Origin of the sequence: Nocardia sp. CA-128927, from assembly GCF_050955855.1 — a bacterium.
Taxonomy (GTDB): Bacteria; Actinomycetota; Actinomycetes; order Mycobacteriales; family Mycobacteriaceae; genus Nocardia.
Map to the genome: position 1 here is coordinate 461,726 of NZ_CP192087.1, position 24,947 is coordinate 486,672.

27 protein-coding genes, 1 tRNA gene and 1 other RNA gene are annotated in these 24,947 nt (G+C 65.9%); 9 read left to right on the forward strand and 20 right to left on the reverse strand.

The features are described 5' to 3' along the window. The first annotated feature begins 37 nt into the window (after nucleotides 1-37). Together ACQPW1_RS02330 and ACQPW1_RS02335 are read left to right on the forward strand one after the other, a co-directional pair. Nucleotides 38-1,540 (forward strand): Eco57I restriction-modification methylase domain-containing protein, encoded by a 1,503-nt coding sequence (locus ACQPW1_RS02330; protein WP_433661134.1) that lies wholly within the window; start codon nucleotides 38-40, stop codon nucleotides 1,538-1,540. After that, nucleotides 1,537-2,481, forward strand: coding sequence for a BsuBI/PstI family type II restriction endonuclease (locus tag ACQPW1_RS02335; protein WP_433661135.1), 945 nt, complete (start codon nucleotides 1,537-1,539; stop codon nucleotides 2,479-2,481). The genes ACQPW1_RS02330 and ACQPW1_RS02335 overlap by 4 nt, the downstream gene beginning before the upstream one ends. Nucleotides 2,482-2,680: 199 nt before the next feature. Here ACQPW1_RS02335 and ACQPW1_RS02340 read toward each other — a convergent pair whose 3' ends face one another. The 9 genes from ACQPW1_RS02340 to ACQPW1_RS02380 all read right to left on the reverse strand — a co-directional run bounded on the left by ACQPW1_RS02340 (nucleotide 2,681) and on the right by ACQPW1_RS02380 (nucleotide 8,431). Continuing rightward, complete coding sequence (locus tag ACQPW1_RS02340; protein ID WP_433661136.1) at nucleotides 2,681-3,055, reverse strand: hypothetical protein; 375 nt, start codon at nucleotides 3,053-3,055, stop codon at nucleotides 2,681-2,683. Between the two features lie 187 nt (nucleotides 3,056-3,242). After that, the gene (locus ACQPW1_RS02345) at nucleotides 3,243-4,070 is read right to left on the reverse strand and encodes a hypothetical protein (RefSeq protein WP_433661137.1); all 828 of its coding nucleotides are present in this window, start codon (nucleotides 4,068-4,070) and stop codon (nucleotides 3,243-3,245) included. 340 nt (nucleotides 4,071-4,410) lie between these two features. Continuing rightward, entirely contained in the window at nucleotides 4,411-4,800 is a 390-nt protein-coding gene (locus ACQPW1_RS02350; RefSeq protein WP_433661138.1) for a hypothetical protein, read from the reverse strand. Nucleotides 4,801-4,923: 123 nt separating this feature from the next. Continuing rightward, nucleotides 4,924-5,349 (reverse strand): helix-turn-helix transcriptional regulator, encoded by a 426-nt coding sequence (locus ACQPW1_RS02355; protein ID WP_433661139.1) that lies wholly within the window; start codon nucleotides 5,347-5,349, stop codon nucleotides 4,924-4,926. Nucleotides 5,350-5,493: 144 nt separating this feature from the next. After that, nucleotides 5,494-5,898: a hypothetical protein gene (locus ACQPW1_RS02360; protein ID WP_433661140.1), complete on the reverse strand. Its 405-nt coding sequence runs from the start codon at nucleotides 5,896-5,898 to the stop codon at nucleotides 5,494-5,496. A gap of 96 nt (nucleotides 5,899-5,994) precedes the next feature. Continuing rightward, nucleotides 5,995-6,231 (reverse strand): hypothetical protein, encoded by a 237-nt coding sequence (locus ACQPW1_RS02365; RefSeq protein ID WP_433661141.1) that lies wholly within the window; start codon nucleotides 6,229-6,231, stop codon nucleotides 5,995-5,997. Nucleotides 6,232-6,350: 119 nt separating this feature from the next. Further along, the gene (locus ACQPW1_RS02370) at nucleotides 6,351-6,971 is read right to left on the reverse strand and encodes a hypothetical protein (protein ID WP_433661142.1); all 621 of its coding nucleotides are present in this window, start codon (nucleotides 6,969-6,971) and stop codon (nucleotides 6,351-6,353) included. Then, nucleotides 6,968-8,209, reverse strand: a complete 1,242-nt coding sequence (locus ACQPW1_RS02375) for a tyrosine-type recombinase/integrase (protein ID WP_433661143.1) — start codon at nucleotides 8,207-8,209, stop codon at nucleotides 6,968-6,970. Before ACQPW1_RS02375 ends, ACQPW1_RS02370 begins: the two co-directional genes overlap by 4 nt. A gap of 137 nt (nucleotides 8,210-8,346) precedes the next feature. Beyond that, nucleotides 8,347-8,431 (reverse strand) — tRNA-Ser (locus ACQPW1_RS02380). A gap of 139 nt (nucleotides 8,432-8,570) precedes the next feature. On the opposite strand from ACQPW1_RS02380, the gene ffs reads away from it, so the two are divergent. After that, nucleotides 8,571-8,665: signal recognition particle sRNA small type (gene ffs / locus ACQPW1_RS02385), an RNA gene on the forward strand. Between the two features lie 185 nt (nucleotides 8,666-8,850). Next, entirely contained in the window at nucleotides 8,851-10,140 is a 1,290-nt protein-coding gene (locus tag ACQPW1_RS02390) for an aminotransferase class I/II-fold pyridoxal phosphate-dependent enzyme (protein WP_433661144.1), read from the forward strand. 52 nt (nucleotides 10,141-10,192) lie between these two features. Here the strand turns inward: ACQPW1_RS02390 and ACQPW1_RS02395 are convergent, their stop codons facing one another. Beyond that, nucleotides 10,193-10,999 carry a methyltransferase domain-containing protein gene (locus ACQPW1_RS02395; RefSeq protein ID WP_433661145.1) on the reverse strand — a complete coding sequence of 269 codons (807 nt, stop codon included), beginning with the start codon at nucleotides 10,997-10,999 and terminating at the stop codon, nucleotides 10,193-10,195. 175 nt (nucleotides 11,000-11,174) lie between these two features. Beyond that, a complete protein-coding gene (locus ACQPW1_RS02400) occupies nucleotides 11,175-11,756 on the reverse strand; it encodes a phosphatase PAP2 family protein (RefSeq protein WP_433661146.1) in 582 nt (193 codons plus the stop codon). 250 nt (nucleotides 11,757-12,006) lie between these two features. On the opposite strand from ACQPW1_RS02400, the gene ACQPW1_RS02405 reads away from it, so the two are divergent. Continuing rightward, on the forward strand, nucleotides 12,007-12,582 hold the full coding sequence (locus tag ACQPW1_RS02405; protein WP_433661147.1) for an HhH-GPD-type base excision DNA repair protein: 576 nt from the start codon (nucleotides 12,007-12,009) through the stop codon (nucleotides 12,580-12,582). 80 nt (nucleotides 12,583-12,662) lie between these two features. On the opposite strand, the gene ACQPW1_RS02410 is transcribed toward ACQPW1_RS02405, so the two are convergent. Genes ACQPW1_RS02410 through ACQPW1_RS02420 form a run of 3 tightly spaced genes read right to left on the reverse strand, consistent with a single transcriptional unit; the run spans nucleotide 12,663 to nucleotide 14,348 of the window. After that, on the reverse strand, nucleotides 12,663-13,502 hold the full coding sequence (locus ACQPW1_RS02410) for a helix-turn-helix domain-containing protein (RefSeq protein ID WP_433661148.1): 840 nt from the start codon (nucleotides 13,500-13,502) through the stop codon (nucleotides 12,663-12,665). Further along, the gene (locus ACQPW1_RS02415; RefSeq protein WP_433661149.1) at nucleotides 13,499-14,041 is read right to left on the reverse strand and encodes a DUF6879 family protein; all 543 of its coding nucleotides are present in this window, start codon (nucleotides 14,039-14,041) and stop codon (nucleotides 13,499-13,501) included. Before ACQPW1_RS02415 ends, ACQPW1_RS02410 begins: the two co-directional genes overlap by 4 nt. After that, complete coding sequence (locus ACQPW1_RS02420; RefSeq protein ID WP_433661150.1) at nucleotides 14,022-14,348, reverse strand: hypothetical protein; 327 nt, start codon at nucleotides 14,346-14,348, stop codon at nucleotides 14,022-14,024. Before ACQPW1_RS02420 ends, ACQPW1_RS02415 begins: the two co-directional genes overlap by 20 nt. A gap of 473 nt (nucleotides 14,349-14,821) precedes the next feature. On the opposite strand from ACQPW1_RS02420, the gene ACQPW1_RS02425 reads away from it, so the two are divergent. Beyond that, entirely contained in the window at nucleotides 14,822-15,172 is a 351-nt protein-coding gene (locus tag ACQPW1_RS02425; protein WP_433661151.1) for a hypothetical protein, read from the forward strand. A gap of 83 nt (nucleotides 15,173-15,255) precedes the next feature. Here the strand turns inward: ACQPW1_RS02425 and ACQPW1_RS02430 are convergent, their stop codons facing one another. Next, nucleotides 15,256-16,443, reverse strand: coding sequence for a neutral zinc metallopeptidase (locus tag ACQPW1_RS02430; protein WP_433661152.1), 1,188 nt, complete (start codon nucleotides 16,441-16,443; stop codon nucleotides 15,256-15,258). A gap of 76 nt (nucleotides 16,444-16,519) precedes the next feature. Between ACQPW1_RS02430 and ACQPW1_RS02435 the strand changes: the two genes are divergently transcribed. Next, nucleotides 16,520-18,151, forward strand: coding sequence for a DUF2207 family protein (locus ACQPW1_RS02435; RefSeq protein WP_433661153.1), 1,632 nt, complete (start codon nucleotides 16,520-16,522; stop codon nucleotides 18,149-18,151). A 25-nt stretch (nucleotides 18,152-18,176) separates the two neighbouring features. Here ACQPW1_RS02435 and ACQPW1_RS02440 read toward each other — a convergent pair whose 3' ends face one another. Further along, a complete protein-coding gene (locus ACQPW1_RS02440) occupies nucleotides 18,177-18,566 on the reverse strand; it encodes a MerR family transcriptional regulator (RefSeq protein WP_433661154.1) in 390 nt (129 codons plus the stop codon). Nucleotides 18,567-18,633: 67 nt separating this feature from the next. Between ACQPW1_RS02440 and ACQPW1_RS02445 the strand changes: the two genes are divergently transcribed. Both ACQPW1_RS02445 and ACQPW1_RS02450 read left to right on the forward strand, forming a co-directional pair. Next, complete coding sequence (locus tag ACQPW1_RS02445; protein WP_433661155.1) at nucleotides 18,634-19,185, forward strand: amidohydrolase family protein; 552 nt, start codon at nucleotides 18,634-18,636, stop codon at nucleotides 19,183-19,185. After that, on the forward strand, nucleotides 19,100-19,477 hold the full coding sequence (locus ACQPW1_RS02450) for an amidohydrolase family protein (protein WP_433661156.1): 378 nt from the start codon (nucleotides 19,100-19,102) through the stop codon (nucleotides 19,475-19,477). Before ACQPW1_RS02445 ends, ACQPW1_RS02450 begins: the two co-directional genes overlap by 86 nt. On the opposite strand, the gene ACQPW1_RS02455 is transcribed toward ACQPW1_RS02450, so the two are convergent. The 4 genes from ACQPW1_RS02455 to ACQPW1_RS02470 form a co-directional block, all read right to left on the reverse strand. After that, entirely contained in the window at nucleotides 19,415-20,704 is a 1,290-nt protein-coding gene (locus ACQPW1_RS02455; protein ID WP_433661157.1) for an ROK family protein, read from the reverse strand. The genes ACQPW1_RS02450 and ACQPW1_RS02455 overlap by 63 nt on opposite strands. Before the next feature lie 392 nt (nucleotides 20,705-21,096). Next, nucleotides 21,097-21,801, reverse strand: coding sequence for a hypothetical protein (locus ACQPW1_RS02460; RefSeq protein WP_433661158.1), 705 nt, complete (start codon nucleotides 21,799-21,801; stop codon nucleotides 21,097-21,099). 114 nt (nucleotides 21,802-21,915) lie between these two features. After that, on the reverse strand, nucleotides 21,916-22,593 hold the full coding sequence (locus ACQPW1_RS02465) for a TetR/AcrR family transcriptional regulator (RefSeq protein WP_433661159.1): 678 nt from the start codon (nucleotides 22,591-22,593) through the stop codon (nucleotides 21,916-21,918). Further along, nucleotides 22,590-24,872, reverse strand: a complete 2,283-nt coding sequence (locus ACQPW1_RS02470; RefSeq protein WP_433661160.1) for an MMPL family transporter — start codon at nucleotides 24,870-24,872, stop codon at nucleotides 22,590-22,592. The genes ACQPW1_RS02465 and ACQPW1_RS02470 overlap by 4 nt, the downstream gene beginning before the upstream one ends. Nucleotides 24,873-24,947: the final 75 nt, after the last annotated feature.

The window sequence follows — 24,947 nt, forward strand, 5'->3', positions numbered from 1 at the left end:
GAGGTTGGAGTTGCTAATGGTGCGGCATGATGTCTGCATGCAGAGCGACCTTCTCGCCTTGGCTGAGCGCACTCGCGTAGCAGCGCTGTCTGGACTTGAGCCTAAGACCCAGGAATCACTGGGACAGTTCTTTACCCCGGCTCGTGCGGCAGCACTGATCGCGATGGCCCCACGCCTTCCAGAGACCGGCCATATCAAGGTGCTCGACCCTGGTGCTGGTTCCGGGATGCTGTCAGCCGCGATAGCGGTTCGTGTGCTGGCAGAGCGCCCCGATCTGTCCATGCACATCATTGCCGTGGAGTGCGACGACACTGTCCTGCCCTACCTGATGACCACTCTCGAGGCGTGCAAAGAAGCAGGGGACGGCAGGGTCACCTACGAGGTTGTCGAAGCTGACTACATCACCGCGTCGACCGGTGTCAATGCGGATGATCGGCTCGCTGAGTTCGACCTCGTGATCCAGAATCCGCCCTATGCGAAGCTAGCCGCCTCGTCAGCAGGTAGGGCTTCGGTCCGCGAGGTAGGTGCCGATGCGCCGAACCTGTATGCGGCGTTCCTTGCCCTGGCCGCCGCCGCGCTGAAACCAGGCGGTCAACTGGTGGCGATCACGCCCCGCTCGTTCTGCAACGGACCATATTTCGGGGCCTTCCGGTCCTACCTCTTGGATCAGATCGCTCTTGATCGCGTCCATGTATTCGAGTCCCGTTCAACGGTTTTCGCCGATACCGGTGTGCTACAAGAGAACGTGATCTTTTCCGGCACCAAGGAAGGTGCCCGCAACCAGGTGACCTTGTCCACCAGCAGTGGACACCAGGACGACGCCTCTCACCGTACGGTCAACTACGCCGAAGTGGTGCACCCCGAGGACCCGCACAGGTTTATCCGAATTGCTGCAAACGACGAAGACACCGCGGTGGCCGAGCAGATGCTGTCGCTGCCAGACACACTGGTCTCCCTTGGGCTCACTGTCTCCACGGGCAGGGTGGTCGACTTCCGATCGCGGGAATGTCTGCTCACGGAGGCCACGGAGGGCGCAGTGCCACTCATCTACCCAGGCAACATCCGGGATGGGTTAGTGACATGGCCTCGTGCAATCCGCAAACCGCAATGGTTTCGACCGGTTACCGACAAGGACGAGAAATTCCTCGTCCCGCAGGGCTGGTATTGCGTGGTTAAGAGGTTCTCTTCAAAGGAAGAGCGACGGCGCATCGTGGCGGCGGTCTGGTCACCCGAGCAGACCGCCGGGCCGGTGGCATTCGAAAATCACGTCAACGTCTTTCACATCAACGGAGGGGGTCTCGACCGCGAGATGGCATTCGGGCTTTCGCTGTGGCTCAATTCCTCGCTAGTAGACAAGTTCTTCCGAACGTTCTCCGGCCACACCCAGGTCAATGCCACTGATTTGAGGACTTTGAGATTTCCGGACTCTCAATCGCTACACGATCTAGGACGACTCGCGCCTCATCAGCTACCGGTGCAAACCGAGATCGACATTCTCGTCAATAAGGTTCTCGATGTGGTGGGGGCAGCGGCCGTATGAGTGGCTCGGACAGAACTCAGCAAGCCAGCCTGCTGCTTGAGGCACTCGGCATGGACTCCGAGCGCTGCAACGAGCGATCAGCGCTGACGCTGCTGGCCCTCTTACATCTTCAGCAGGATGACGATTGGGCGGATGCTGCCAATCCGATGTTGGGGACGCGCGCGATCATGGACTGGATTCGTGACCAGTACGGTAAAGATTACGCCGCCAACTCTCGTGAGACCATCCGCCGGTTCACGCTCCACCAGTTCGCCGATGCCCTGCTGATCCAGCAGAATCCCGACAAGCCAGACCGCGCGGTGAACTCACCGAAGTGGAATTACCAGGTGACTCCGCAAGCGCTGGCGGTAATCCAGCGCTATGGATCGTCCGGCTTTGACGTCGCTTTGGTCGACTACCTTGAGCAGGTACCGGGGCTGAAAGCGCAGTATGCCGCCGCCCGGGAGATGAACCGGATTCCGCTCACATTGCCGAATGGCGAGTTGTTCACACTTTCTCCTGGTGGACAGAATGTGCTTATAAAGCAGATGGTTGAGGAGTTCTGCCCCCTGTTCACTCCCGGTGCTGAAGTGCTCTACATCGGCGATGCCGACACCAAGTGGGCACTCTTCGAGGAGGAGCGACTCGCTGAACTCGGCGTCACCGTCGACCAGCACGGAAAAATGCCCGATCTCGTCGTGTACATGCCTGATAAAGACTGGCTCGTCCTCCTGGAAGCGGCTTCGTCCCACGGGCCTGTCGATTCCCAACGCCGTAGCGAACTCGCTGCTCTGTTCAACGCCGCGACCCCGGGGCTGGTATTCGTGTCGTGCTTTCCGGACCGGAGAAAGATGCGTCAGTACCTCCCTCAGATCGCGTGGGAGACCGATACCTGGTGCTCTGAAGACCCAACCCACCTGATCCACTTCAACGGTGAGCGGTTTCTGGGACCATACGAATGATCGGACGAGGAAGAAGTGGCGTACGGGTGCTCGCAACTTCACTGATTTGGGAGCTGTAGAAGAGTTCTCACAATGGCGTCATATTGTCCAGCCGGGACGGGGGCGTAGCCAGGGCGCCGCGGGTCGAGGGTTTTGGGAGACGGCGTGGTGGTGCGGCGCGTATTGCCCTGGGCGGGTGTCGCCCAGGGCAATACGTTGGTCAGCGCGTGGTAAGCAGCTTGTGGACCTTCTGCGTGTAGTGCGCGGTTTCCAGTAGCTGGAACGCTGCCGCTTCGAGCAAATAGCTCTCGCTGCCGTCGGGCTCTCGCTGGATCATCACCAGGTTCACTCCGCTGATCCAGGTCAAGATCGCCATGATCGCCGCGTTCCGGGCGTCCTCGGATACCGGCTCGCTGCGCAGCTTTCGGCGGGCGTCGACCATCGCGGTGAGTGCGTCGCCGATGCTCACCTCCATCATCGGCGGCACCTGGATCGGCTGGGGGAGTGTGCCGAGGAACCCGGCGATCTCGTCGTAGGTGTGCATGGCGAGCGCGGTGATCTTCTCGGCGTCGTTGTCGTACTGGTCGAGGTTCATCTCGATCCCTTTCGTTGTGTGGTGATCTGTCGCGTCGGGCGGGTCCGACCCCGCCCAACGACACCCACATTACAGCGAACCAGTAGTTATTACAACGCAATGCTCAGCGAAAACTCATCTACTACAACAGTTTTCACGACGCGTACTGCCCTGGGCGAATCGGCGATCCGCCCAGGGCAATACGTGCTCAGGCGTCGGCTGCGAGTTCGGGTATCTCGATCCGGCGCACGGTGAAGCACAGGTGATCGGTGCCAGGGTCCTGGGTGACGGCCACGATGGTGTCGCCGGGGCGCAGCTCGCCGGCCGGAGTCCGCATCAGATCCGGCAGCGCGGCGTCTGTTTCGTCCGGCACCCAACCCAGCGATTGCAGGGCTGTTTCGAGGGTGAGGCCGTGGCTGTCCATCCGTTGTGTGATGACGCCCGTCGGGATCTGGGACAGCCGTGCCCAGTCCTCGATGCCCATACGGCGACCGAAGGCGTCGAGCGGGACGCCGGTACCCAGCGTGCTGCGGGAGTCGGGCTCCTGGGTGATTGCCTGTTCGGGATCCCAGCCCCGCCGTATCCGCCTCCCGATGGTCTGCGCGGTGCAATTGGCCCGCTCGTCGACTCCCCATTGGTGCAGCGGTTTCGTCTCACCGAACGCGCTCACCGGGATGGTGAAGTGTGGCCCGTCAGGTCCTTTGGCGAGCGCGTCGGGGAATGTCATGCTGCCCTTGGTGATTCGCCGGTAGAGAGTGTGATAGTTGATCCCGCTCTGCTCGGCCCAGCCACGCAGGGTCCGGGTGTGGCCGTTGTGGGTGAATTCGAGGACAGGCCGCTCGTATTTGGGCCGTGTGATTGCGACTGCCGGTTCCCAGCCCAGGGCGAGCCGATTGCGTAACGCCTCTCGCTTGACCGCGCACCGGGGGTCGGCAGCCCATTGGTTCACGGTCTTGGCCTCGCCGAACGCGCTGATCATGCCGCGCGTCCTTTCCCACTCGTAGCGATCCTCGCGCGGCTTCTCGTGCCTGCTCATGCGCATGCACCCCCATGGCGGCGAGAGAGCCGAACGATGCTGCGGTGGCCCAATATTCGCGATTCCCGGAATACCTTGCCGTGAATGTGGGTGCTGTCGAGGTTCATCGCGAACCCTTTCCGTCGTCGGTGATCTGTCGTGCCGGGCGGGTCCGACCCCGTCCGGCGACATCGACACTACAAATGGAATGGCGATCACGGAAGCATCGTGGCAGTGAAAACTGTTGTGGGACAATGATTTTAGTCCGGATATCGGCCGAGGGCGTGTCTGATCGTGACGTCCTCGACGAGGCGATGCCCGGCGCGCTGGAGTGCGCGCCGGGCATCGTCGTGATGGATCGTCAGATCGAGGTCACCATGTCCAATGCGAGGTGGGCACGCAGTTCGACGGCCATCATCTGGTAGTAGGCCGCTTCGAGAATCCAGTCGTCGCTGCCGTCGTCGTCGGGTTCGACGGCCGCGATCGTCACGGCGGTGAGCCAGCCGAGCAGCACCGCCACGACCGCGTCGCCGGTCGCCGCGCCGATCGGCATGTCGCGCATCGCTGTACGCGCGCTGGCGAACTCGTCGAGCGCGTCATTGGGGTCGGCGATCGGGAGCGGGGTCACCGTGATCGGGATCGGCAGTGCGGCAAGGATCTCCGCGATGACACCGTGGGCGTGCCTGGTCAATGCGCCGAACTTGTCCAGAGTGAATTCCTGGGGGCGCTCGTCGTCGTAGAGGTAGCTCATGGGGAGCCCTTCCTGGTTGTCGGTGATTTGTCCGCCGGGCGGATCCGACCCCGCCCGACGGCACCAACACTACGATGGAAGAGTAGTGATTACAACGACATGATCAACGAAATAGACTGTCCCTCAAGAGTTTTCATGGTGTCGGCGAAGATATCCCCGGCGTCCGGTGAGGTCGGCGTCGACGGTAGCGCGACGCCAGCGCTTGACGCCGTCGGCGTCCTCGTCCGGGTCGGGGTACTGGCCTCGCGAGACGTAGGCGGCGATCGTGCCTCGGGCCTTGCCGGTGTAGACCGCGATCTGGGAGATGGTCAGCAACTCGTCCGGATCGCCGGGTGCGCCCGGGGTCTCGGTGGCGGCCGGTACTGGCCCGATCGCGGCTTCGACGTCGGCGGCGAGGTACTCGTTCCAGTGCCCGCGCCGCCCGGCGGGGGCGGGCCAGGCGGGTTTGACCATCCAGACCTTCTGCACCGTGGTCAGGGCGCGACCGTAGCGCTGGGCGATTTCGGGTGCGATCCACCGTGGCGCGGCGGGGCCGTCTGGGCTTACCATCGTGTGTTGACCCCCTTTCTTGGGTTGGTCGATTTGTCTGGCCAGCGGGGTTCCGACTTAGAGGTTCGCCTCGCCCCGCTGGCCGTCCAAACCTTCAACGGGCGGATGCCCGGCGCGCAGCGCGCGCCGGGCATCCGCTGTCGTTCAGTCCTGCAAGCCGTCGAGCTCCTCGGTCGAGATCTGGCCGGTGAGCAGGCCGTAGGCGATGGCCACCTGCTCGTTGGCCCGGTACATGCTCAGCAGTGCCGCGCGCAGCAGCCACTCCGCGTCGCCGGGGTGCTCGAAGGCGGTGTTGGTCAAGGTCAGTCCGCCCAGGAAATCGAGTATCGCCGTGTTCAGCACGCCCTCGTGTACCGGGTGCGTTGGCAGCTCGCGTATGAGCTGGCGGGCGTTGAGCAGGGCGTCGATGGCTGCGGAGTCCTGCGCGTCCTCGGGCACCTCGATCTTGATCGGGATGTCCAGGAGTAGCAGGACCTTGGCGATGCGGGCGTGGTTACGGTCGGTGACCTCGCTGAGCGTGGCCACCAGGTCGTCGTGTTCGTTGCTCATGTGAGCCTCTTCCGGTTGTTGGTGATTTGCCTGCCGGGCGGGTCCGACCCCGTCTGGCAACACCCACATTACAACGAAAGAGTAGTGATTACAACGCTAATGGCGGGGGTCGTTCACCAGCTCGAACCCGTCGAGTCCCGCCTCGTCACCGGTGGCCCAGAAGTGCCGGCCGGGCAACTCGCCCGCGGGCAGTCCCGCCTGCTCGGCGATCACCGACGCCGCGACCAGCAGCGGCGCACGGCCCTGATGCCACGGCGTCGCCAGCTGCGCCACCGCGTCCGCGCCCTCGCCGTACACCAGGATGCACCGCACCTGCACCCGCTCCACTGTCATGAGCGTCATTCTTGTCCATCTCTCTCTCTCGATCGGTGTGGCGCGACGGTGTCGGCCACGACAGCGGGGCGCCCCGGATCTCGCCGAGCCGCCCCGCCGGATTGCCTGCGGCCTTGTGCCTACTGTTCGCCCGCCGCCGTGGCCAGCACCTGCGGATGCGCCCGCAGGAAACCGGCGGCGTTGCCGAAGCCCAGGCGTGCCGCGATCACCGGCCACGGCACCCCCGCCTCGGCCATCCACTGCGCGCACGTCACGCGCAGCACCTCCACGCCGGGACGCGCCCCGCCGAGCACCTCGTCGGACACCGCCGCGACCGCCGGAGTCCAGACCCGGCGCACATAACGCCGGAGCAACCCCGGCCCACTCGCCCCGTCGATGCGGAACAACTCCTCGCCGGTCCCGGCCAGCTCCAGCCGCGCCACCAACCCCTCGGGCAGCCAGATCCGGCGTGGCGCGGGCGAATCCACCAGCACCCACCGATCGCCGAGCCGCCGCCAGTAGCGGGCGACTTCACACGCCCCGCTGCCGGGGTCGATGTCGGTGTCGGCATGGGCGAACGCTTCGGACAATCGCTCGCCGGACAAGGCCAGATAGTCGGTCAACAGCCGCCACGGGTGCGCGGGCATCCGCTCGATGATCGCGGCGTACTGCGCGCGCCGCAGCGGCGTCGGTGCCCGCCTGGCTCCACGGCGGGCGGCAGCGGGAACACCGCCGATGTTGTTGTGCTCCATGGTGATCACGCCACCTTCGTGAACGCCGGGGTGTCATAGACCGGGGCGGGCAGCGAGATCACCTTCGCCAGGGCGGGCGGCAGCGGGGTGAGCTCGGGCGGCAGCGGTGCGGGCGCGCTGGGCTGGGGTGCGAGTTTCGCGCCGATCACCGCTGCCGCGTCGGCGGCGGCCCGGCGGTCGAGGTGACCGTAGGTGTCGACGGTGGTCTTGATCGACTCGTGCCCGAGGTGGGCCTGCACCACGTGGATCGGCACTCCGGCCGAGAGCATCCACGCCGCGCAGGTGTGGCGTAGATCGTGGATGCGGGGGCTCTTGCCGCTGAGGGGGTCGTTGGCCGCGAGGGAGAGTGCGTCGCGGGTGGGCACCCATACGTCCTTGTAGAAGTGCGAGATGCTCACCGGCTCACCGTCTCCGGTGCAGAACAGCCACGCGTCGAGGTCGCGTCCGTCCAGGGGCAGCTTGGCCACCAGCCCGAGGGGCAGGTTGATGGTGCGGGTGGACTTCTTGGTTTTCGGCGGGCCGAGGCGGCGTTTGCCGCCGGTGTACTTCCACGCCTTGTGGATTCGCGCGGTGGCCGCGCGGCGGTTGATGTCGCGCACCCGCAGCGCGGTGACCTCGCCCCAGCGTGCGCCCGAGGCGACCATGAATTCCACGAGTAGTCGCCACCGCTCGGGTAGCGCGCGTAGTAGGGCGGCGAACTCCTCGGGTTCGAGGTGGTCCATCTCCGCGCGCACCACGCGCGGCAGCTCGGTCTGCTCGCACGGGTTGGACGGGATGACACCTCGGCGGGCGAGTTTCTTGAGGATGCCGAACAGGACACCGTGTTTGTTGGCAATGGTTTTCGCGGCGTTGCCGACGTTCTCGGCGAGGTGGTTGATCCAGCGTCCGATCACCGTTTCGCAGAACACGGTCACCGGGGAGAGGGCTCCGAAGAACGGCTCGATGTCGTTGACCAGTACGCGGCGGTAGCGGTGCCGGGTGCCCGGCTCGACACCGGTCATGGCATCGATGATCTCGGTGAAGGCGTCGTGGATATTCGGCACCGCCGCCGCGTCGTCGGCCTTCTCGGCTTCGGTGTAGAGGAAGTTCAGCGCCTCGGCCGGACCGTAGAGGCCCAGGACCGACTGCCAGCGCTGCGCTTCGTCGAGGGTGTCGAAGCGTTCGGAGCACTGACGTTTGTTGTGGCGGTACAGGACTTGGAAATAGGAGGGGCCGCGCTTGGTGGTGCGTTCGCGGATACTCGACATCTGGTTACCTCTGGGTCGCGCCTACAGGGTTGTGTGGGTGCGCCGAATCGAGCCTCAGATGCAACGGTCGTGTTGACCGCATGTTGACCGCAACCCGGGGGCTATCCGAAAATAGCCCCCGACCTGCGTCTTCTCTGCGGAGGATAGGGGATTTGAACCCCTGAGGGCGTTAACCCAACCCGCGTTCCAGGCGAGCGCCATAGGCCACTAGGCGAATCCTCCGTGGAGCAGCATACCGGGTGGAGGAGGGTAGACGCCAAACGGGTCCGTTCGGACCAGGAAAGTCCCAGTTCGGCTCGGTTTTCACCCCGTTTCGGGTACCCGGAGGAGGGGGATCGGCGGGGGAGCGGCTACACTGGCCGACGGATCCCGCGCGGCGCGCATCCTGTGAACTCCCCCAGGGCCGGAAGGCAGCAAGGGTCAATGGGCTCTGCCGGGTGCGCGGGGTCCCCTTAATTTCTGGGGGCCCGCACGGACCGAGGTCCGGCTGTCGAATAACGCCTCCAAATCCGAGCAACGCACGGGTAACGTGAACTATGGTCCGTCGACGTCCGATGCGCTCGGCAGGCTGAACGTCTGGCCGCCGCACACCGGTCCGGCCACACAACCCACGTCCCCGCTGCTTCGAAAGGCTGCCCAGGATGCCCCGGCAAACGCAGATCGGTTTGATGAGCCACGAGGAACTCGTGTCCGAACACGAGACTCAGGACGCGAACTATGCGACGCTCAAGACCGAGAAGCTCACGCTGGACCTGACGAGAGGGAAACCCTCGCCGGAACAACTCGACCTGTCCCTCGAGCTGCTCTCCTTACCCGGCGACGGCGACTATCGGGACGGCACCGGCACCGACTGCCGCAATTACGGTGGCCAGCACGGACTTCCGGAGTTGCGCGCGATCTTCGGTGAGCTGCTCGGCATCCCGGTGGACAACCTGCTGGCAGGCAACAACGCCAGCCTCGAGCTGATGCACGACGTGCTCGCCTTCGCGATGCTGTACGGCACCAACGACTCCGAGCGCCGCTGGGCCGCCGAGGAGAAGCTGAAGTTCCTGTGTCCGAGCCCCGGCTACGACCGGCACTTCTCGATCACCGAGGTGCTCGGCTTCGAGATGATCCCGATGCCGGTGTACCACGACGGCCCGGACACGCACGCCATTGCCGAGCTGATCGCGAACGACCCGCAGATCAAGGGCATGTGGGTGGTGCCGAACTACTCCAACCCGTCCGGCGGGACCTACTCCGAAGAGGTTGTCCGGGAACTGGTTTCGATGCCCGCCGCGGCACCGGACTTCCGTCTGATCTGGGACAACGCCTACGCCGTGCACCCGCTGACCGACACCGCGGCCCCAGTGTACGACGTGCTCGGTCTTGCTGCCGCGGCCGGAAACCCCAACCGCCCCTTGGTATTCGCCTCCACCTCGAAGATCACCTTCGCCGGTTCGGGCGTCAGCTTCCTCGGTGGTTCCACCGCGAACCTGAACTGGTACCTCGGACATGCGGGCAAGAAGAGCATCGGCCCGGACAAGATCAACCAGCTGCGCCATCTGCGTTTCTTCAAGGACGCCGACGGTGTGCGGGCACACATGCAGAAGCACCGCGCCATTCTGGAGCCGAAATTCGCTGCGGTGCTGCGGATTCTGGAGGACCGGCTGGGCGCGTCCAAGGTCGCGTCCTGGACGGAGCCGAAGGGCGGCTACTTCGTCAGCCTGGATGTCATGGAGGGCACCGCGGGACGGGTGATCGCCCTGGCCAAGGATGCGGGTATCGCGCTCACCGCCGCCGGTTCGGCGTTCCCGTACCGGAATGACCCGGAGGACAAGAACATTCGGATCGCGCCGAGCTTCCCGAAGCTGCCCGAGCTGGAGGAGGCGATGGACGGCCTGGCCACCTGCGTGCTGCTGGCGGCCACCGAGAAGCTGCTCGACAAGTAGAACGAAAACAGCGGGCGCGTACCGGGGTACGCGCCCGCTGTGCTGTCCGCGGTCAGCTGGGCTTGTGCGCCAGCACGGCGAACATCGTCACCGAGAGGTGGATGTCGCCGCTGGCCGCGCCTGCCTCGAGGTCCTCGACCAGCCGGGTGCGCTGCTCCTCGGTGATCACGCCGCGCGCCACCGCCATCGCCGAGATGCGGGTGACCAGCGAGCCGACACCGACGGTGCGATCCTGCACCAGCGCGTGCGAGCCGATCTCGTCGATCACCAAGCCCGCCTTGGTCAGTTGCCCGGGCAGCCTGCGGCCGGAGAACGGGTTGGTGGTCGCGGAGATCAACGTGTCGACCACCTCGCGGACCACCTGACGCTCGCCCGGATGCATGATCGCGGTGCCCCAGTCGCTGTCCACCACGACGACGCGGCCGCCGGGTCGCAGCACGCGCGCGATCTCGTTGGCGGCGCGGGCGGGCGCGGTCAGGTGCTGAAACACCCGCTCGCACAACGCGGCGTCGAAACTGCCCGCGCCGAACGGCAGGCCGTAGGCATCGCCGGAATGGAACTTGGCGGGCGAACCCGTCTGCGCGGCGCGGCGTTCCGCGGAGGCGAGCAGATTCGGGTCGGGCTCGACGCCCACCGCCGCTCCGTCGGGGCCGACCACGTCCGCGAAGGCCATCACCTCCGTGCCGGTGCCGGAGCCGATATCGAGCGCGCGTTCGCCGGGTCGCAGCGCGAGTGCGTCGTGGGCCCAGTCCCGCAACCTGCGGATACCGGGCAGCGCGGCTTGTAAGTCGCGAACGTCGACGAGTTGATCCTGGCCTGCTCGATCGAACCGATCGGGGCGCAAAGTGTAGGTGTCCATGGGCCCGTGTCCATCCCTAGCCGTGGCCACCTCGTGGGGTGCCGATGTAGGTACTGCCGTCTGCTGAGGCATGCGCAGGAGCCTACGCGCGGCCTCATGGCGACGCACGCCAGGTATGTGAGGCCCGTCACCAGGTTCGGTTCATGATCAGCGGCACCCGGCTGCGGCATTTCGATCAGGAAGCGAGCAGGTACGCGGCGGCGGCCAGCACCGCGCCGAGTCCGGCGCCGACGACCACCTGGCCGCGGGTGTGATCGCCGAGCCAGACCCGCGACCAGCCGAGCAAACCGGTCAGCGGCAGCGCGAGCAGGAACCACGGGGCAGCGATCATTGCCAACAGGACTGTCGTGCCCGCGGCGACCGCCGTGTGAACGCTGACCTTCCATCCGCCGCGAATCGTCACGATGCCGATCCCGACCAGCACAACCAGTGCGGCCACGGTCCACGCGATCAGCTCGCGGGGTGCGCCCCGCAGGATCTCGATGATGAGGCCGAGGCACACGATCGCCAGAATCGCCGGTATCACCCAGTGGCGGTCCTCGATCTCGGTCACATGGCGATCGCTCGCGATGCCGCGCCGCACACCCAGCAGGATGACGAGCATCGGAATCACTCCCGAGATCGTCGCGACGAACAATCCCCACGCCGGTGCGTGCACCGCGAACCCGGCGATCACCGAGGTGATGATGTTGACCATCCACGGTGCCCCGAGTTCGGTGGTCACCCGCGCGGACCGCGCCACAGCTGTCTCCGTCACGCCCTACCTCTCGTCCGGGGACAGCGAATCCTCAGCTGACGCCATGACGAAGACGTGATCGAGCGCATACCCCCCTTGCATGCCGTCATCCAACCACGCGCAGACCCGCGACGCCCACCACCACTTCGCCTACGGGGACAGCGCGCAAATTCGGCTGAAAGCGCGATGATCAGGACGCCTTCACTCCGTCTTGACAAGTGAGATGATCGAATCCGTCCGAGCATGTTTGTCACGGTGGGAAGGAATGGCGATGAGTCGCAAGCTTTGCCTGGCGCAAGACGTCGAGGCGGATGAGCTATTGACCGAGGACCACTTCGCCACCCTGCTCGGCATGCTGCTCGACCAGCAGTATCCGATGGAACACGCCTTCCGTGGCCCGAAGAAGATCGCCGACCGGATGGGCGGCTTCGACATCCACCGCATCGCCGAGGCCGACACCAAGGAATTCGAAGACCTCTGTGCCACCCCGCCCGCCATCCACCGCTACGGACGCTCGATGGCGCGCCGCGCCCAGGAACTCGCCCGCTACATCATCGAGAACTACGACGCGAAAACCGAAAACCTGTGGAAGAAAGACAAGCCCGACGGAGCCGAGGTGCTGCGCCGTTTGAAGGCACTGCCCGGTTTCGGCGAACAGAAGGCCAAGATCTTCCTGTCCCTACTCGGTAAGCAGCGCGGGGTGCAACCGGTCGGTTGGCGGGAAGCGGCAGGCGCCTACGGGGACGAAGGTTCCCGCCGCTCCGTCGCCGACGTGACCGACGCCGAATCCCTGGCCCAGGTCCGGGAATTCAAGAAGCAGGCGAAGGCGGCGGCGAAACAGGGTTAGCACCGAGGTACTCAGCGTGTGGTACTGCCGCATGCCACGCACCGTTGCACGATGATCGCACCGTTCTATCGGTGATGTCCTCAGGATTGACGTAGCCGCTCGTCCAGCGCTGAGCTGATCAATGCGCGGGCGGCCGCGCCGATCACGGACTGTTTTGCGAGCGTCTGGAAAGTCCTTTCGTACAAGACGAGCTCGCGCGGCTGGGTGATCGTCAACTCAGCGGTGACGGTCTCGACGTGGACGAGGCGGCGGTCATACATGAGGAAGTTCGTTGCAGGCACCCGATATTCGGAGTAGCGGGGGATCACGGCGAACAGGAGCCGCGGCAGTTCGATGAGCTCGAGCATTCGCTGGAGCTGGCCGATCATCACTTGATTGTTGCCCACGGTTGTCGTCAATACGCGCTCGTCCACGATGAAATGGAATCGGTGGATGCCTGCGCGAAGAACCTGTTGACGTTTCATCCGCACGGCGACGGCCGCCTCCAGATCATCGAGTACCTGGTAAAGGTCGATACTGGCTTGTAGTACGGCTGCGGCATATTCAGGCGTCTGCAGTAGCCCTTGGAATACGTCGGGGTCGTAGCCACGGACCAGTTCTGTCTTAGCTTCCAGCGCTACCGATTGCTGCTGGCGGCGGCTGTGTCCGCTCGCGCACAGCCGCTTCCATTCGAGATAGGCCGCGTTGATGTTGCGAACGGATGCGATCAGGTCGGGTATGTGGAGTTCTGCGTTGGTATGGGCGCACCAGACGCGGATATCGTTCTCGCTGGGCGTTTGTCTGCCGTGTTCGATTTTCGAGACCTTGGGCGGGTTCCAGCCCGCGAGTGCGGCGAGCTGTCGCCCGTCCAGTCCGGAATCGCGCCGGAGTTCACGCAGTCGGGCACCTAGGTTTTCGCGGGCCTGGTCAACACCGGTCACGATGGCAAAGCGGTGACGTGCTCGGTATGTATGTAGTCGCGGTGGGGAATCCCGATGCGCTGCATACGGTCACGTACCGAGCAGCAGTGGCCGACGATCACCGGATCAGTGGTGACGGCTACACCTGTCCACTCTCCGTCAGTGGTGAAGAGGTTGAATGCGGCTATGTCGTCATCGAATAGCCAGTAGTCGCCGGTCGCGGTGTCCGCAGGTTCGGTGAGGTGGCGGGGTACCCACCGAATGTCTTCCCCGGACGCCAGGCTGTCCGGCGCAAGAGCGAGCAGGAACCGGGTGTAGTCGCTGTGTGGCACGGTCACCACGCGAACTCGCTCCACTCTCCGTCCGCTGCTTGTGATTTCGCGCATGAGTTCGTCCCATGGCTCTGCCCATGCCAGGTCGTCCGGTTCGCCTGCGAGAAACTTGCGAAATGGTTCGTCCTCTTCGGGACTGGAGTACGAGTCCTGAGTCTCGAGTCGGAAGGCCTGGCGTCGGCAATCGCGAAACAGCTGTTCGAAGTCGTCACCCTCGAGGTGTTGCATCAGGTCGAATCTCCTGTCCTACGGGCACTTCCACGCTGGTCTCATGATCAGGGGTCTTCAGCTGCGCGAGTGCGGCAGAGTCGGTTACGGGTCGCCCGGTGAGCGTGAATGTTCCGTGTCCGGTGTCGTGCAGAAGTGCGCCCAGGCAAGTGTCCGGCTGGAGGTGCCGGATCAGTCCGTGGGGAATCTCGATCGTATTCGCGGTATCGGTGCGCCAGCCCTGCACCACATAGGTTCCGTGGTCACTGGCGTAGAGAGTTGGAGACCCACCGCTCTTGCTGTCGTTGCCGAGGAATCGCAATTGCATCGCAGTCATCCTTGCTCGAAGTTTCCTTGGAGACTTCAATTCTCACCTTGGCCGCTACTCATGTCACGAGAATTGACGAGGTGGAGAAACCTCGAGAAATCCTGTGGAGCAATGTGATCCGCCGGTCGTAGCGTCAAGAGTGGCGCTTGGGACCGGTGGCGGTTCCTGGTCCCGAGCCGCCTACCACCCACAACAGTTCAGGGGGTTGATATGGCGCTGACTGAAACGCAGGTCAAGGTTTTGGCGGAGTTGGGTTCGGTGGGAGGGATGCGGGGGCTGACGGTGCGTGAGCTATCTGGTAGGTCCGGGTTCGCGGAGGGGCGTATCCGGGATGCTGTCGGGGCTCTGTGGGCGGCGGGGCTGGCGCACAGGTTTCGGCGGAATCCGGTGCAGTGGCGGGTTACTGGCAGTGGGCGGGCATTGCTGGGGAACGCGGTTTACCGGGATGGTTTTGGGCGGAAGGGAGTGGTCTGATGAGGCGACGTCCAGCGGCGGTGGGGTATTTGCGTCGAGATGTTTCGGGGGCGCGGCAGCAGTGGGATGAGGTGCTTATCCGGAGTCTGGCGCAGCGGTTCGGTTATGATCTGGCCAAGACCGTGGTTTTCGGTGCGGAGACCGAGGACGTGATCGGGCGGTTGATGACGGTGGCGCAGCGGCTCGATACGGATGCGGTGATCGTGCCGAGCACGGAGCATCTCGGTGGGGATGTGCCGGACGAACTGGTGCAGGTGTGCGATGTCATCACTGTGGCACCGGAATACACCTATGCCCGCCGCCCGACCGCTGCTTTCACGGACGGTGTGGAAGGCCCGCGGCCCGCTTGAGCTTCGCAGAATTGGTTGGCCCTTCACACATTCGACGATTGGTTGTCCGGTGTGTGAAAGGCGGCGGAACTGTGTGCGGCCGATCAGCTCACGGCCGAGGCCGAGGCGGTGAAGGTATTGCATTGGGCGGCACGGTTTTTGTCCAGACCGGTCTCGAACCATTGGCCGCCGTTTTCCGAGGTGCCGTGGTCGCGCATGTCGCCTGATTGGTCGCCGCGACCGTAGGCGTCCTTGCGGGCGAGGTTGGTTTGGGAGTTGGAGAGGGAGCCGCCGCCGGCCGACGAGTTGAGGTACATGCCGTCGAAGCAGTTGGCCTGCAACTCGACTCGGCGGGAGAGCTCGAGGCCGCGGGTGCTGCGCGGGCCCGCGTCGGCGCGGTCGCTGTTGGCTTTGCGCAGGATGCCGGACATGGCTTGCACGTGGTGGCCGTACTCGTGCGCGAACACCGACAGGTAGACGATCCAGTTGTCTTTGAAGAAGTCGGTCTGCAGCTGGCTGATCGGCATGTAGATGGTCTTGTTCGCCGGGCAGTAGAAGGCGGCGAAGTTGCTGGTGGATCCGGTGCACGGGGTGGTGATGCCGGTGGTGGTCGCGCTGACGTTGAGTGCGGGCGCGGTGAACGGCAGATTCGCCTTCTGCAGCACCGGTTTCCAGGCCGACTCGAGGCAGCCCGCGGCGCTTTCGAAGAACTTGCGCGCGGCATCCACCTGGGTGCCCCAGGGCGAGTACGCGCAGCGCGAGGGGATGAGCGTGGCATTCGGGTCTGCGAGCAGCGGGTTGGCGCCGGTCTCGGCCGGACCCGTCCCGCCGTCGGGGGCGAAGGTGAGGCTGGGTGCCGGACCGGAGGCGTTGCTGTCGGGCTCGCCGGTCGAAATCGCGTTGCGTACCAAGCCGCCCGCGACGAGGAAGACCACGACGACCAGCACGGCGATCCAGGCGCCGCCACCACCGGACCTGCGGCGCGGGGAGTGCGGCGGACGTCCGGGCGGACCATAGGGCATCGGCGGTGGTGCGCGATGTCCCGGCGGGGGACCGTAGCCGGGCGGCGAATAGCCAGGTGGCGGACCATATCCCGGCGGCGGACCATAACCGGGCTGTTGGCCGTAGCCGGGCGGCGGTCCGTAGCCGGGCTGCTGGCCGTACCCCGGTGGCGGACCGTATCCCGGCGGCGGCCCATATCCGGGCCCGGCAGGCTGACCGTACCCAGGCGGGGGCGGAACCGGACGCCCACCAGGCGGAACCGGTCCGTATCCGTACGGTGGTTGTGTCACGCCCCCGTACCCCCTCGTCTCAATGATCACCGACAGCCGATGACGCAGAATAGCAAGCTGTCTAAAGTAGGCAGCCATGTTGACTTTTCGGGGGGGCGCCGTAGGCGCGCTGCTGCTCGCCACCGTGGGATTGCTCGCGACCGCCCCGATCGCCCACACCCAGCCCGCCCCGAGCGGTGTCACCATCATCGCCGATCTGAAGCTCAGCCGCGAGGGTGTACTCGAGGTGGTCGAGCAGGTCGATGTGCCCGCGGACGGCTCGTTCCGGATGTCGCTGCCGTTGCGACTGCAGGTGAGCGACGACGTCGAGCGCTATTTCAAGGTCACCGATGTGGACACCAAGGGCGCGGGCACGGCGACGGTGGCGAACGATCAATTCACCATCGAGGCGAAACCCGGTGAGTCGACGTTCACCTATTCGGTGCACAACCTCGTCAACGACGCACCCGGCAGCCAGGTGTTCAACTGGCTCGGCGTGATGGGCAGCGATATCGCGTCGATCAGCGCCACGTTGATCAGCCCGAGCTTCGAAATGGGCATCGTGGACTGCAAACTCGGCCCGCCCGGCAACACCAAGCCGTGCGCCGACGTGAAGACCGAGGTCGACGGCGTGCTCCATCTGGAGCAGACCGATCTGAAGAAGGGTGACGCCATCGACCTCACCCTGCAACTGCCGCCGGGCAGTGTGCCGAGCAACGCCGATGTGCGCGACACCGGCGCGTCCGGGCCGTTCGCGATCACCACGCCGGTGCTCATCGCGTTCGGCGTGCTGCTGCTCGCGCTGGCCGGACTGGCCGCCTTCGTACTGCGTGCGCGGCGCCAAAATGCCGCTGCCGGAACGGGATCGGAGACGATCGACCCGCTGGTGCGTGACGGCGAGCGGGTGCAGTTCACCTCGCCCGACGGGGTGCTGCCCGGCGAGGCGGGCCTGCTGCTGGACGAGCACGTCGACCCGGTCGATATCGCCGCCACGGTGGTGGATCTCGCGGTGCGCCGGTACATCTGGGTGACGCCGCTGGGGGAGACCGACTGGCGGATCACCCGGGTCAACGCGCCCGATGATCAATTGCGGGACTACGAGAAGACCGTCTATCAGGCGCTGCTGCCCGACGGTACCGATGCGGTGACCATCACCGAACTGCGTGCACCGGGACGAGTTCAGTCCGGACCCGTGCGCGATGCCTTCGTTGCCGACGCCGTCACCCGCGGTACTTTCATCAATCGCCGTCGGCCCGGCCTGGCGATGGCGCTGGGCGGTGCGTTGATCGTTGCCGGTGTTGTTGCGACGATCGCGCTGGCCCTCACCTCGGGTCATGCACTGGTCGGCGTCGCGATCGCGCTCGCCGGTATCGCCGCCGTGCTGCTGCCGAAGTACCTACCCGTCCGGACGACGCACGGTCTCGCATTGACCGGACAGATCCGCGCGCTCCAGCGCGGTCTGGAATCGACTCGGCGCGAACAGGTTCCGCCGATCGATCAGGAGACGGTGTTCTCCCGCGCCCTGCCCTTCATGGTGATCGGCGGCCGCGCCGACAACTGGATCCGTGCCTTCCGTGACCTGAACCCCTCGGCCGACTCCCAGCCCGGCCTCTACTGGTTCGGCGGCTTCGATCGCGACCGCAATATGCAACGCTTCGCAGGTCACTTCCCGTTCTTCATCACGGCTTTGGAAGGACTCTTCGCCACCGCAGGTGACCCGCACCGCTGACTCCCGCGTTGCGTGTTCGGGAATGTCATTGTGGCGCACGGTGATCAGCTGGCTGCGTGCCGAGGGCTGAGCGCTCGGTGTCCACGATGGTATGTCGGAGCAGATCGCGGGCCGTGGCCAGTTCCGCTGCGCGACGGTCTAATTCGGTCAGTCGATCTTGAAGCGCGGGGAGTACGCCGGGGCAGGCGCGTAGGGCACCATCGTCCTGGGTGCAGGGGAGCAGCTGACTGATTACCCGGGTGGGAAGTCCGACGGCGAGCAGGGCGCGGATCTGTGTGACGCGTCGTTCGGCATCCTCGTCGTACTCGCGGTACCCGTTGCTGCGGCGTTCGGCCGAGAGCAGGCCGACGCGTTCGTAGTAGCGCAGCAGGCGCTCGCTGATGCCGGTGCGATCGGCGAGCTCACCGATCAGCATGATTTGACCTTCCCATGATGTCAGGGATCAACACTCGGCGATGCAAGTCGATTCCTGAGGAGGACCGTTGATCATCGACGCACACAGCCACGTACACGTCCCGGTCGAGGACCACATCGCGCTGCTCGACGAGGCGGGTGTGGACAAGACCGTGCTCTTCATGTCCCGGCCGCGGGCTCGAGACCTGGCCGCGCTGCGTCAGGAGATGGACCTGCTGCACCAAGCGCTCGCCGGAGGTGGCGGCGCGGGACACGAAACAGCCTGGCGCGAGCTCGATGCGGCGCTCACCGCGTACCCGGACCGATTCATCGGCTTCGGCTCGGTGCCGCTCGACGCACCCGATGTCGGCGCGCTCGTCGAGCGCGATGTGGTCGGCCGGGGACTACGCGGCATCGGTGAGTTGACGCCACCGCCGGACCAGGCTGCTCTGCTCGAGCCGGTATTGCGGGCCGCCACCGACCACGACGGGCTCCCCGTGGTCGTTCATGGCGCCCGCACCCACCACCGCTGCCGACCTGCACACCCTGGCCGATTTGGCGCGCCGCTACCCGCGGGTGCCGCTCGTGGTGTCCCAGCTCGGCGGCGCGCACTGGATGGACGCCATCGAGCTGGTCCGTGACACGCCCAGCATGTACCTCGAACTGTCCACCGCCAGCATTGTTTTCGCCGTCCGGCTGGCCATCACCGAGATTCCGGAGCGCACCCTCTTCGGCTCGGACGCGCCCTACGGTGACTCGGTCATCGCCCGCCTCACCGTCGAACGTGCCACTCGCTCACCACAAGTACGTGAACTGGTCCTCGGCGGCACCGCTCAGCAGCTGCTGCTGAGTTTGACGCCGTCCCAGCGTTCAGTCGCTGAGCGTCGTCCGGCGGATGGCGGCGAGCGGGTCCGCGTAGAGCACGCTCAGTGAAGTAACCACTGCGGCGAATTCCTGGACCTTGCCGCCGAATCCGCTGATCCGGATGTCGGTGGGCGGGAGGGTGGAGCCTTGGTTGAACGCGCGGGCCACGTGCGCGACGGCGGGCCGATAGCCGGTGAAGGCCTGACCGCCGAGGATCACCCGGTCCGGGTTGAGCATGTCCCGGACCATGGCCACCGTGTTGCCGAGGATGGTCGCCCGCTCGGCGAGCAGTTCACGCGCCGGTTCCGAGCCCGATTCGGCGGCACGGTACAGGTCGAGGATGGTCGAGCCCGCGGTTCCGTTGTGCGCCGGGATGATTCCGCGCCCGACCGCCCGCGAGTGCAGCGAACGATCGCCGACGGTCACCTCGAGGCAGCCGCGCCTGCCGCAGGTGCATTCGACATCCGAGCCGGTCGGCAGGTGCGCGATCGAGCCGGGACCGTTGCTCGGCGTGTGCACGCGACCGTCCAAAGTCACCGCGACACCGGCGGTTTCGCGGACGTAGAAGTACAGGCTGCTGCCGCGTTCCGGGCCGGCGACGCGGCCGTTCGCCGCATCGCGCGATTCGATGGTCGGCAGCAACAACTCCGAGGCCGCCATCGCCTCGACATGCGGCGCCACTGAGACGGGCAGCTCGAGCACCTCGCCGAGCACGGCGCCGATCTGCGCGCCCTGCCATTCCAGCTTGGGATGGTCGACCACGCCGGTGAGCGGGTCGACCCGGCCGCCGATGGCGACGCCGGCCCAGAGCGGCTTGCGCCGATGCCACCGCTGCAGAAACGCCTTGGCGCTGCGCGCGACGGTGGTGGTGGCGAATTCCTGGCCGGTCTGCGGGGTTGCGATGGCCAGGCCGCCGAGGATGCGGCCGCGCAGGTCGGCCGCGACGATCTTGGTGACCGCGGCGCCGATGTGGATGCCGAGGGTCAGGTACGCCTCGTGGTCGATCTCGAAGGGCACCCGCGGACGGCCGACCGCACCAGACGCGGTGAGGTCCGGTCGTTCGCGCAGCAAACCGGCGGCAAGCAACGCGGACACCTGACGGTTGACCGTCGCGATGCTCAATCCCGTTGAACGCGCGGCATTGTCGCGGGAGACGGGACCACCGGTGGCGGACCGCAGCACCGCCGCGGCCGGGTTGTCGCCGATGCGCAGTTCCGGGGCGACGACGGGGCGCTGGACACGGATGCGACCGCTGGCGACCCTGGCGACGGATCGTTCAAGGGTAGGGAGGGTCATGGTGAAGATTCCTTGCCGAGGTCCCGCGACTGGCGGGACGTGCCTACATGGGCGACTAGGCAGCAAACGAGCTGGAAGAACAGCTCAGCTGCAGCAAGGGCGACAACACAGTTCGCGAGTCAGCGGCAGCCGAAGACCCAGCGCGGCGGTCACGTAGGTGACCCGCAGCGCGTTCGATCGGCCAGCAGACATGTAAATGAAATTAACACCGCTGACCGCGACTCACCAAGCCTCAATCCGCCGCTGTGTTGTCGCACACAGTGTTTTCCCAGGTCACGGACGAGCCGTAAAGACACAGAGTCCGCCGTCAGGCCATGACCGCGCACGAAAAAGCCCCGCCCAGGCGAGAGGAGTGCTGGGCGGGGCCTTGTCGCGGCAGTGGCGACCGCGAGCTATTTCGCCGGGGCGAACGGCTGGTTGATCGTGGTGAAGTACTGGATCGCCGCGGCAATCGCGACCGGTGCGGTCACGAAGATCTGACCCCCGATCACACCGAGGGCGCCGATGGCGGCCGCGCCGCCGAGGCAGCCGGCGATGATGCCGCCGACGAAGGGACCGAACAGGCCGACGATGGTGCCCGCGACGATGGTGCCGCCGAGCGCGCCACCGAGAACGCAACCGACAGCCGCGCCGCCGAGCCCGCCGACCAGCGTGCCGATGCTGGCGCCCAGGCTGATCGTGCTGGTGAGGCGGCTCCAGGCGGCCTGCTCACGGTCGTATTCGGACTTCCACGGCGCCTTGTCCTCGAACGGCAGCGCGACCGGCTTGTAGACGGCCTGTGCCGGATCGAGCTGCGGGGTCAGCGTCGCGGTGCGCTGGGAAATCTGTGCGGCGATCGGGAATTCGAAGTCATCGAGCCGGAACTTCAGCGGGGTGCCCGCCACGACGGTGCCATCGGCCGCCTTGATCTTCAGCGCGTCGTCCTCGACCACCAGCGACCCGGAGTCGGTCGTGATGACCGATGACGTGTCGGTGGCGTGCGCGGTGAAGTTCACCGGGCCCTCGTTGGTCGACGGTGCGGCGACGGAAGTGCCAGCGGCGACTCCGGTCGCCATGGTCACCAGCGCCGCGACCACGGCAAGCTTCCTCATCCTCATGTACTGCAATCCCTCATCTAGATGGCTCTGTCGAGGCAAAGCATCGATGAGAAAGCCCAGGAGAACGAGGGAAAAACGCACGCAGATTCCAAAGCGCGACACCCCGTTCGACGCTCAGAGCTTGCGGCGCAGCTCGCCGAGCCAGTCCGCGACCTCATCCGGTTGCGGATCGCTACCGATCATGTCCACCACCACATGGCCGATGCACGCGGCGCGCAGCACGCGATTCGCCACCGCCTCGGTATCGCCCCACGGGATGAACGGTTTGGCGATCAGCAGCGACGCGATGCCGTGCGCGGCCGCCCACAGGTCGAGCACGACCGGCAGCGGGTCGCCCGGTGTGATCACGCCCGCGTCCATGCATTCCTGCACCGACCGCGAAAACCGCTGGAACGCACCGCTACTGAGTACCTGATCCACCGCGCCGCCGGACACGGTCGGGTTGGTGCCCAGCCGATACTGCTCGGGGTGGTCCCTGGCGAACCGGACGTAGGCCAGCCCCTGCTGGTACAGCCGCGTGATCGGGGAGACCGTGGGATCGGTCTCGGCCCGTATCGCGGCGTCCAGGTCCTCGAAGACCTGCGCGACCACCGCCTCGATGAGCTCGTCCTTGTCGGCGAAATGCCGGTAGATCGAGGGTGCGCTCACGCCGACCCGCTTGCTGATCTCGCGGATCGACACCGCGTCGGCATGGCCGGTACGGGCCAGCAATTCCCGTGCGGCGTCCAGGATTTCGGTGCGCAGCTGGGCGCCGGTGCCGCGGGCCGACCGCGACCTGCCCGCACCGATCATTCGCGCCCGGCCAGCACAGGTTCGGCGGGATCGGGGTCGGTCTCCTCGCGCAACCCGAATCGGGCGTGCAGGCGGGCCAGCGGCGCGGGGGCCCACCAGTTCGCGGTGCCCATCAGTTTCATCAGGGCGGGCGCGAGCATGGTGCGGATGAGGGTGGCGTCGGCGAGCACGGTCAGGGTGAGGCCGACGCCCATCAACTGGATGAACGACACCTTCGAGGTGATCAACGCACCGAGCACGATGGCCATGAGCAGGGCTGCGGCGGTGAAGATTCGGCCGGTCTTGGCGACGCCGACGGCGAGCGCGTGCACGTTGTCCTTCGCGGTGCGCACGGTGACGCCGTCGACCACGCGGCCGGACGCGAGCCACTCCTCGCGGATGCGAGAGAGCAGGAACACCTCGTAGTCCATCGACATGCCGAACGCGAGGCAGAACATCAGGATCGGCATGTGCGGCGTCATATAGCCGACCGGGGTGAAGCCGAGCAGGCCGGACAGGTGACCGTCCTGGAAGATCCAGACCATCGCGCCGAACGCGGCTGTCAGTGAAAGCGTGTTCAGCACAAGGGCTTTCAGTGGCAGCACCAGGCTGCCGGTGAACAGGAACAGCACCACGAAGGTGGCGAGCGCGATGAGGGCGACGGCCAGCGGCAGCCGCTTGCCGAGTGAGTCGAGGGCATCGGCATTGATCGCCGCGCCGCCGCCGAACAGCGCCGGCGCCGGGGCGGATACGGCCCGCAGCTCCCGCAATTGCGCTTCGCCCGCGGGCGAGAACGGGTCGACGCGGGTCGCGATACTGATGTATTCGCCAGTGCCGTTTGCCATTCCGGGTGGTCCACCGCCCATTCGCTTTTCCTTGATGAAGACACCGGCGCTGGACAGCACCGCCGATACTCCGTCCGTTCGGGACAACGCCTTGGCGTACTCGCCGATCGGCCCCGGCCCGCCGTGATATCCGTCCAGCACGACGGTGGTGTTGTTGCCCGAGTTGACCGCGGGGAACTCGGCGCGCAGCACGTCACCGACCTGGCGGCTGGCGGAAGTGGTCGGCAGCACCCGGTCGTCGGGATAGCCGAATTTCACGGAGAGGAAAGGCGATCCGAGCGCGAGGAACAGCGCGATCAGCACCACCGCGACCGGTATGGCGTGCCCCGTCACCCAGGTCACCATCCGATACCACCGGCTCTGTTCCGGCTTCAGCCGCGCCAGCGGATCGGGGGTGGGCCGACCGAACATGCGGCGCAACGGAACTCGGATGTCGAGCGAGTTCACCCGATGTCCGAGCAGCACCAGCGCGGCGGGCAGGATCAGGATCGCCGCCGCGGCGGCCGCGACGACAACGCCGACTCCGGCGTAGGCGAACGACCGCAGGAAATAGACGTCGAAGATGCTGAGCACGGCCAGCGAAAGGGCAACGGTGAGGGCGGAATACAGCACCGTGCGGCCCGCGGTCTGGACGGCGCGAATGGTCGCGGGCAGCGGATCGAGGCCGTTGGCGAGCTCCTCGCGATACCGGCTGACGATGAACAGGCTGTAGTCGATGGCGAGTGCGAGACCCAGCGCGGTGGTCATGTTCAGCGCGTAGATGGACACGTCGGTGACGAGTGTGAACATCCGCAGGATGGCCAGGGTGGTGAGGATGGCGAAGATGCCGACCGCCAGCGGCAGCGCGGCGGCGATCACGCTGCCGAACACCACGATCAGCACGATCAGCGACACCGGTATCGCGACACCCTCGGCGATGGCGAGGTCGTGCGTGATCTGTTTGTTCACGTCGTGGAAGACGGCGGCGATGCCGCTCTGCCGGACTGTGATGCCGTCAGTGGTGCCGGCGAGTTGTTCGGTGAGCTCGCCGGCGGCCACTTGGGCCTGCGTGTCGTCGCCGGTCAGATAGGCGAAGACCAGCGCGTCCTTGCCGTTGGTGCTGCGCAGCGCGGCGGCCACAGTCGGCGGGGCGGTCCAGTAGGACTGCACGCCCTTGACGTCGGTGCGGGCGCGCAGGGTGTCCGTCAGGTGGAGGCCGACGGCGCGGGTGGCCGGCGCGTCGGCACCCGCGTCCGAGCTGACCAGCAGCACGTAGTTCGGCGCGGCGCCGTCGAAGTTGTCCGCGAGCAACCGTGCGACCTGGGACGACTCGGCGTCGGGCGAGGTGAATCCGGCGGACTTCAAATGCGACGCCGCCGTCGCGCCGAACACCCCGCAGAGGATCGCGAGTGCGGCCGCCGCGAGCAGGATCGCTCGTGGATATCGGGTGACGATCTGTGCGATCCGAATCAGCACGCGCGGCTCCCTTGCTCGACGCAGTCTGTTAACGGCGTTAGCGTAACGCTGTTAACCGGGCGCGAACAGAGGGAG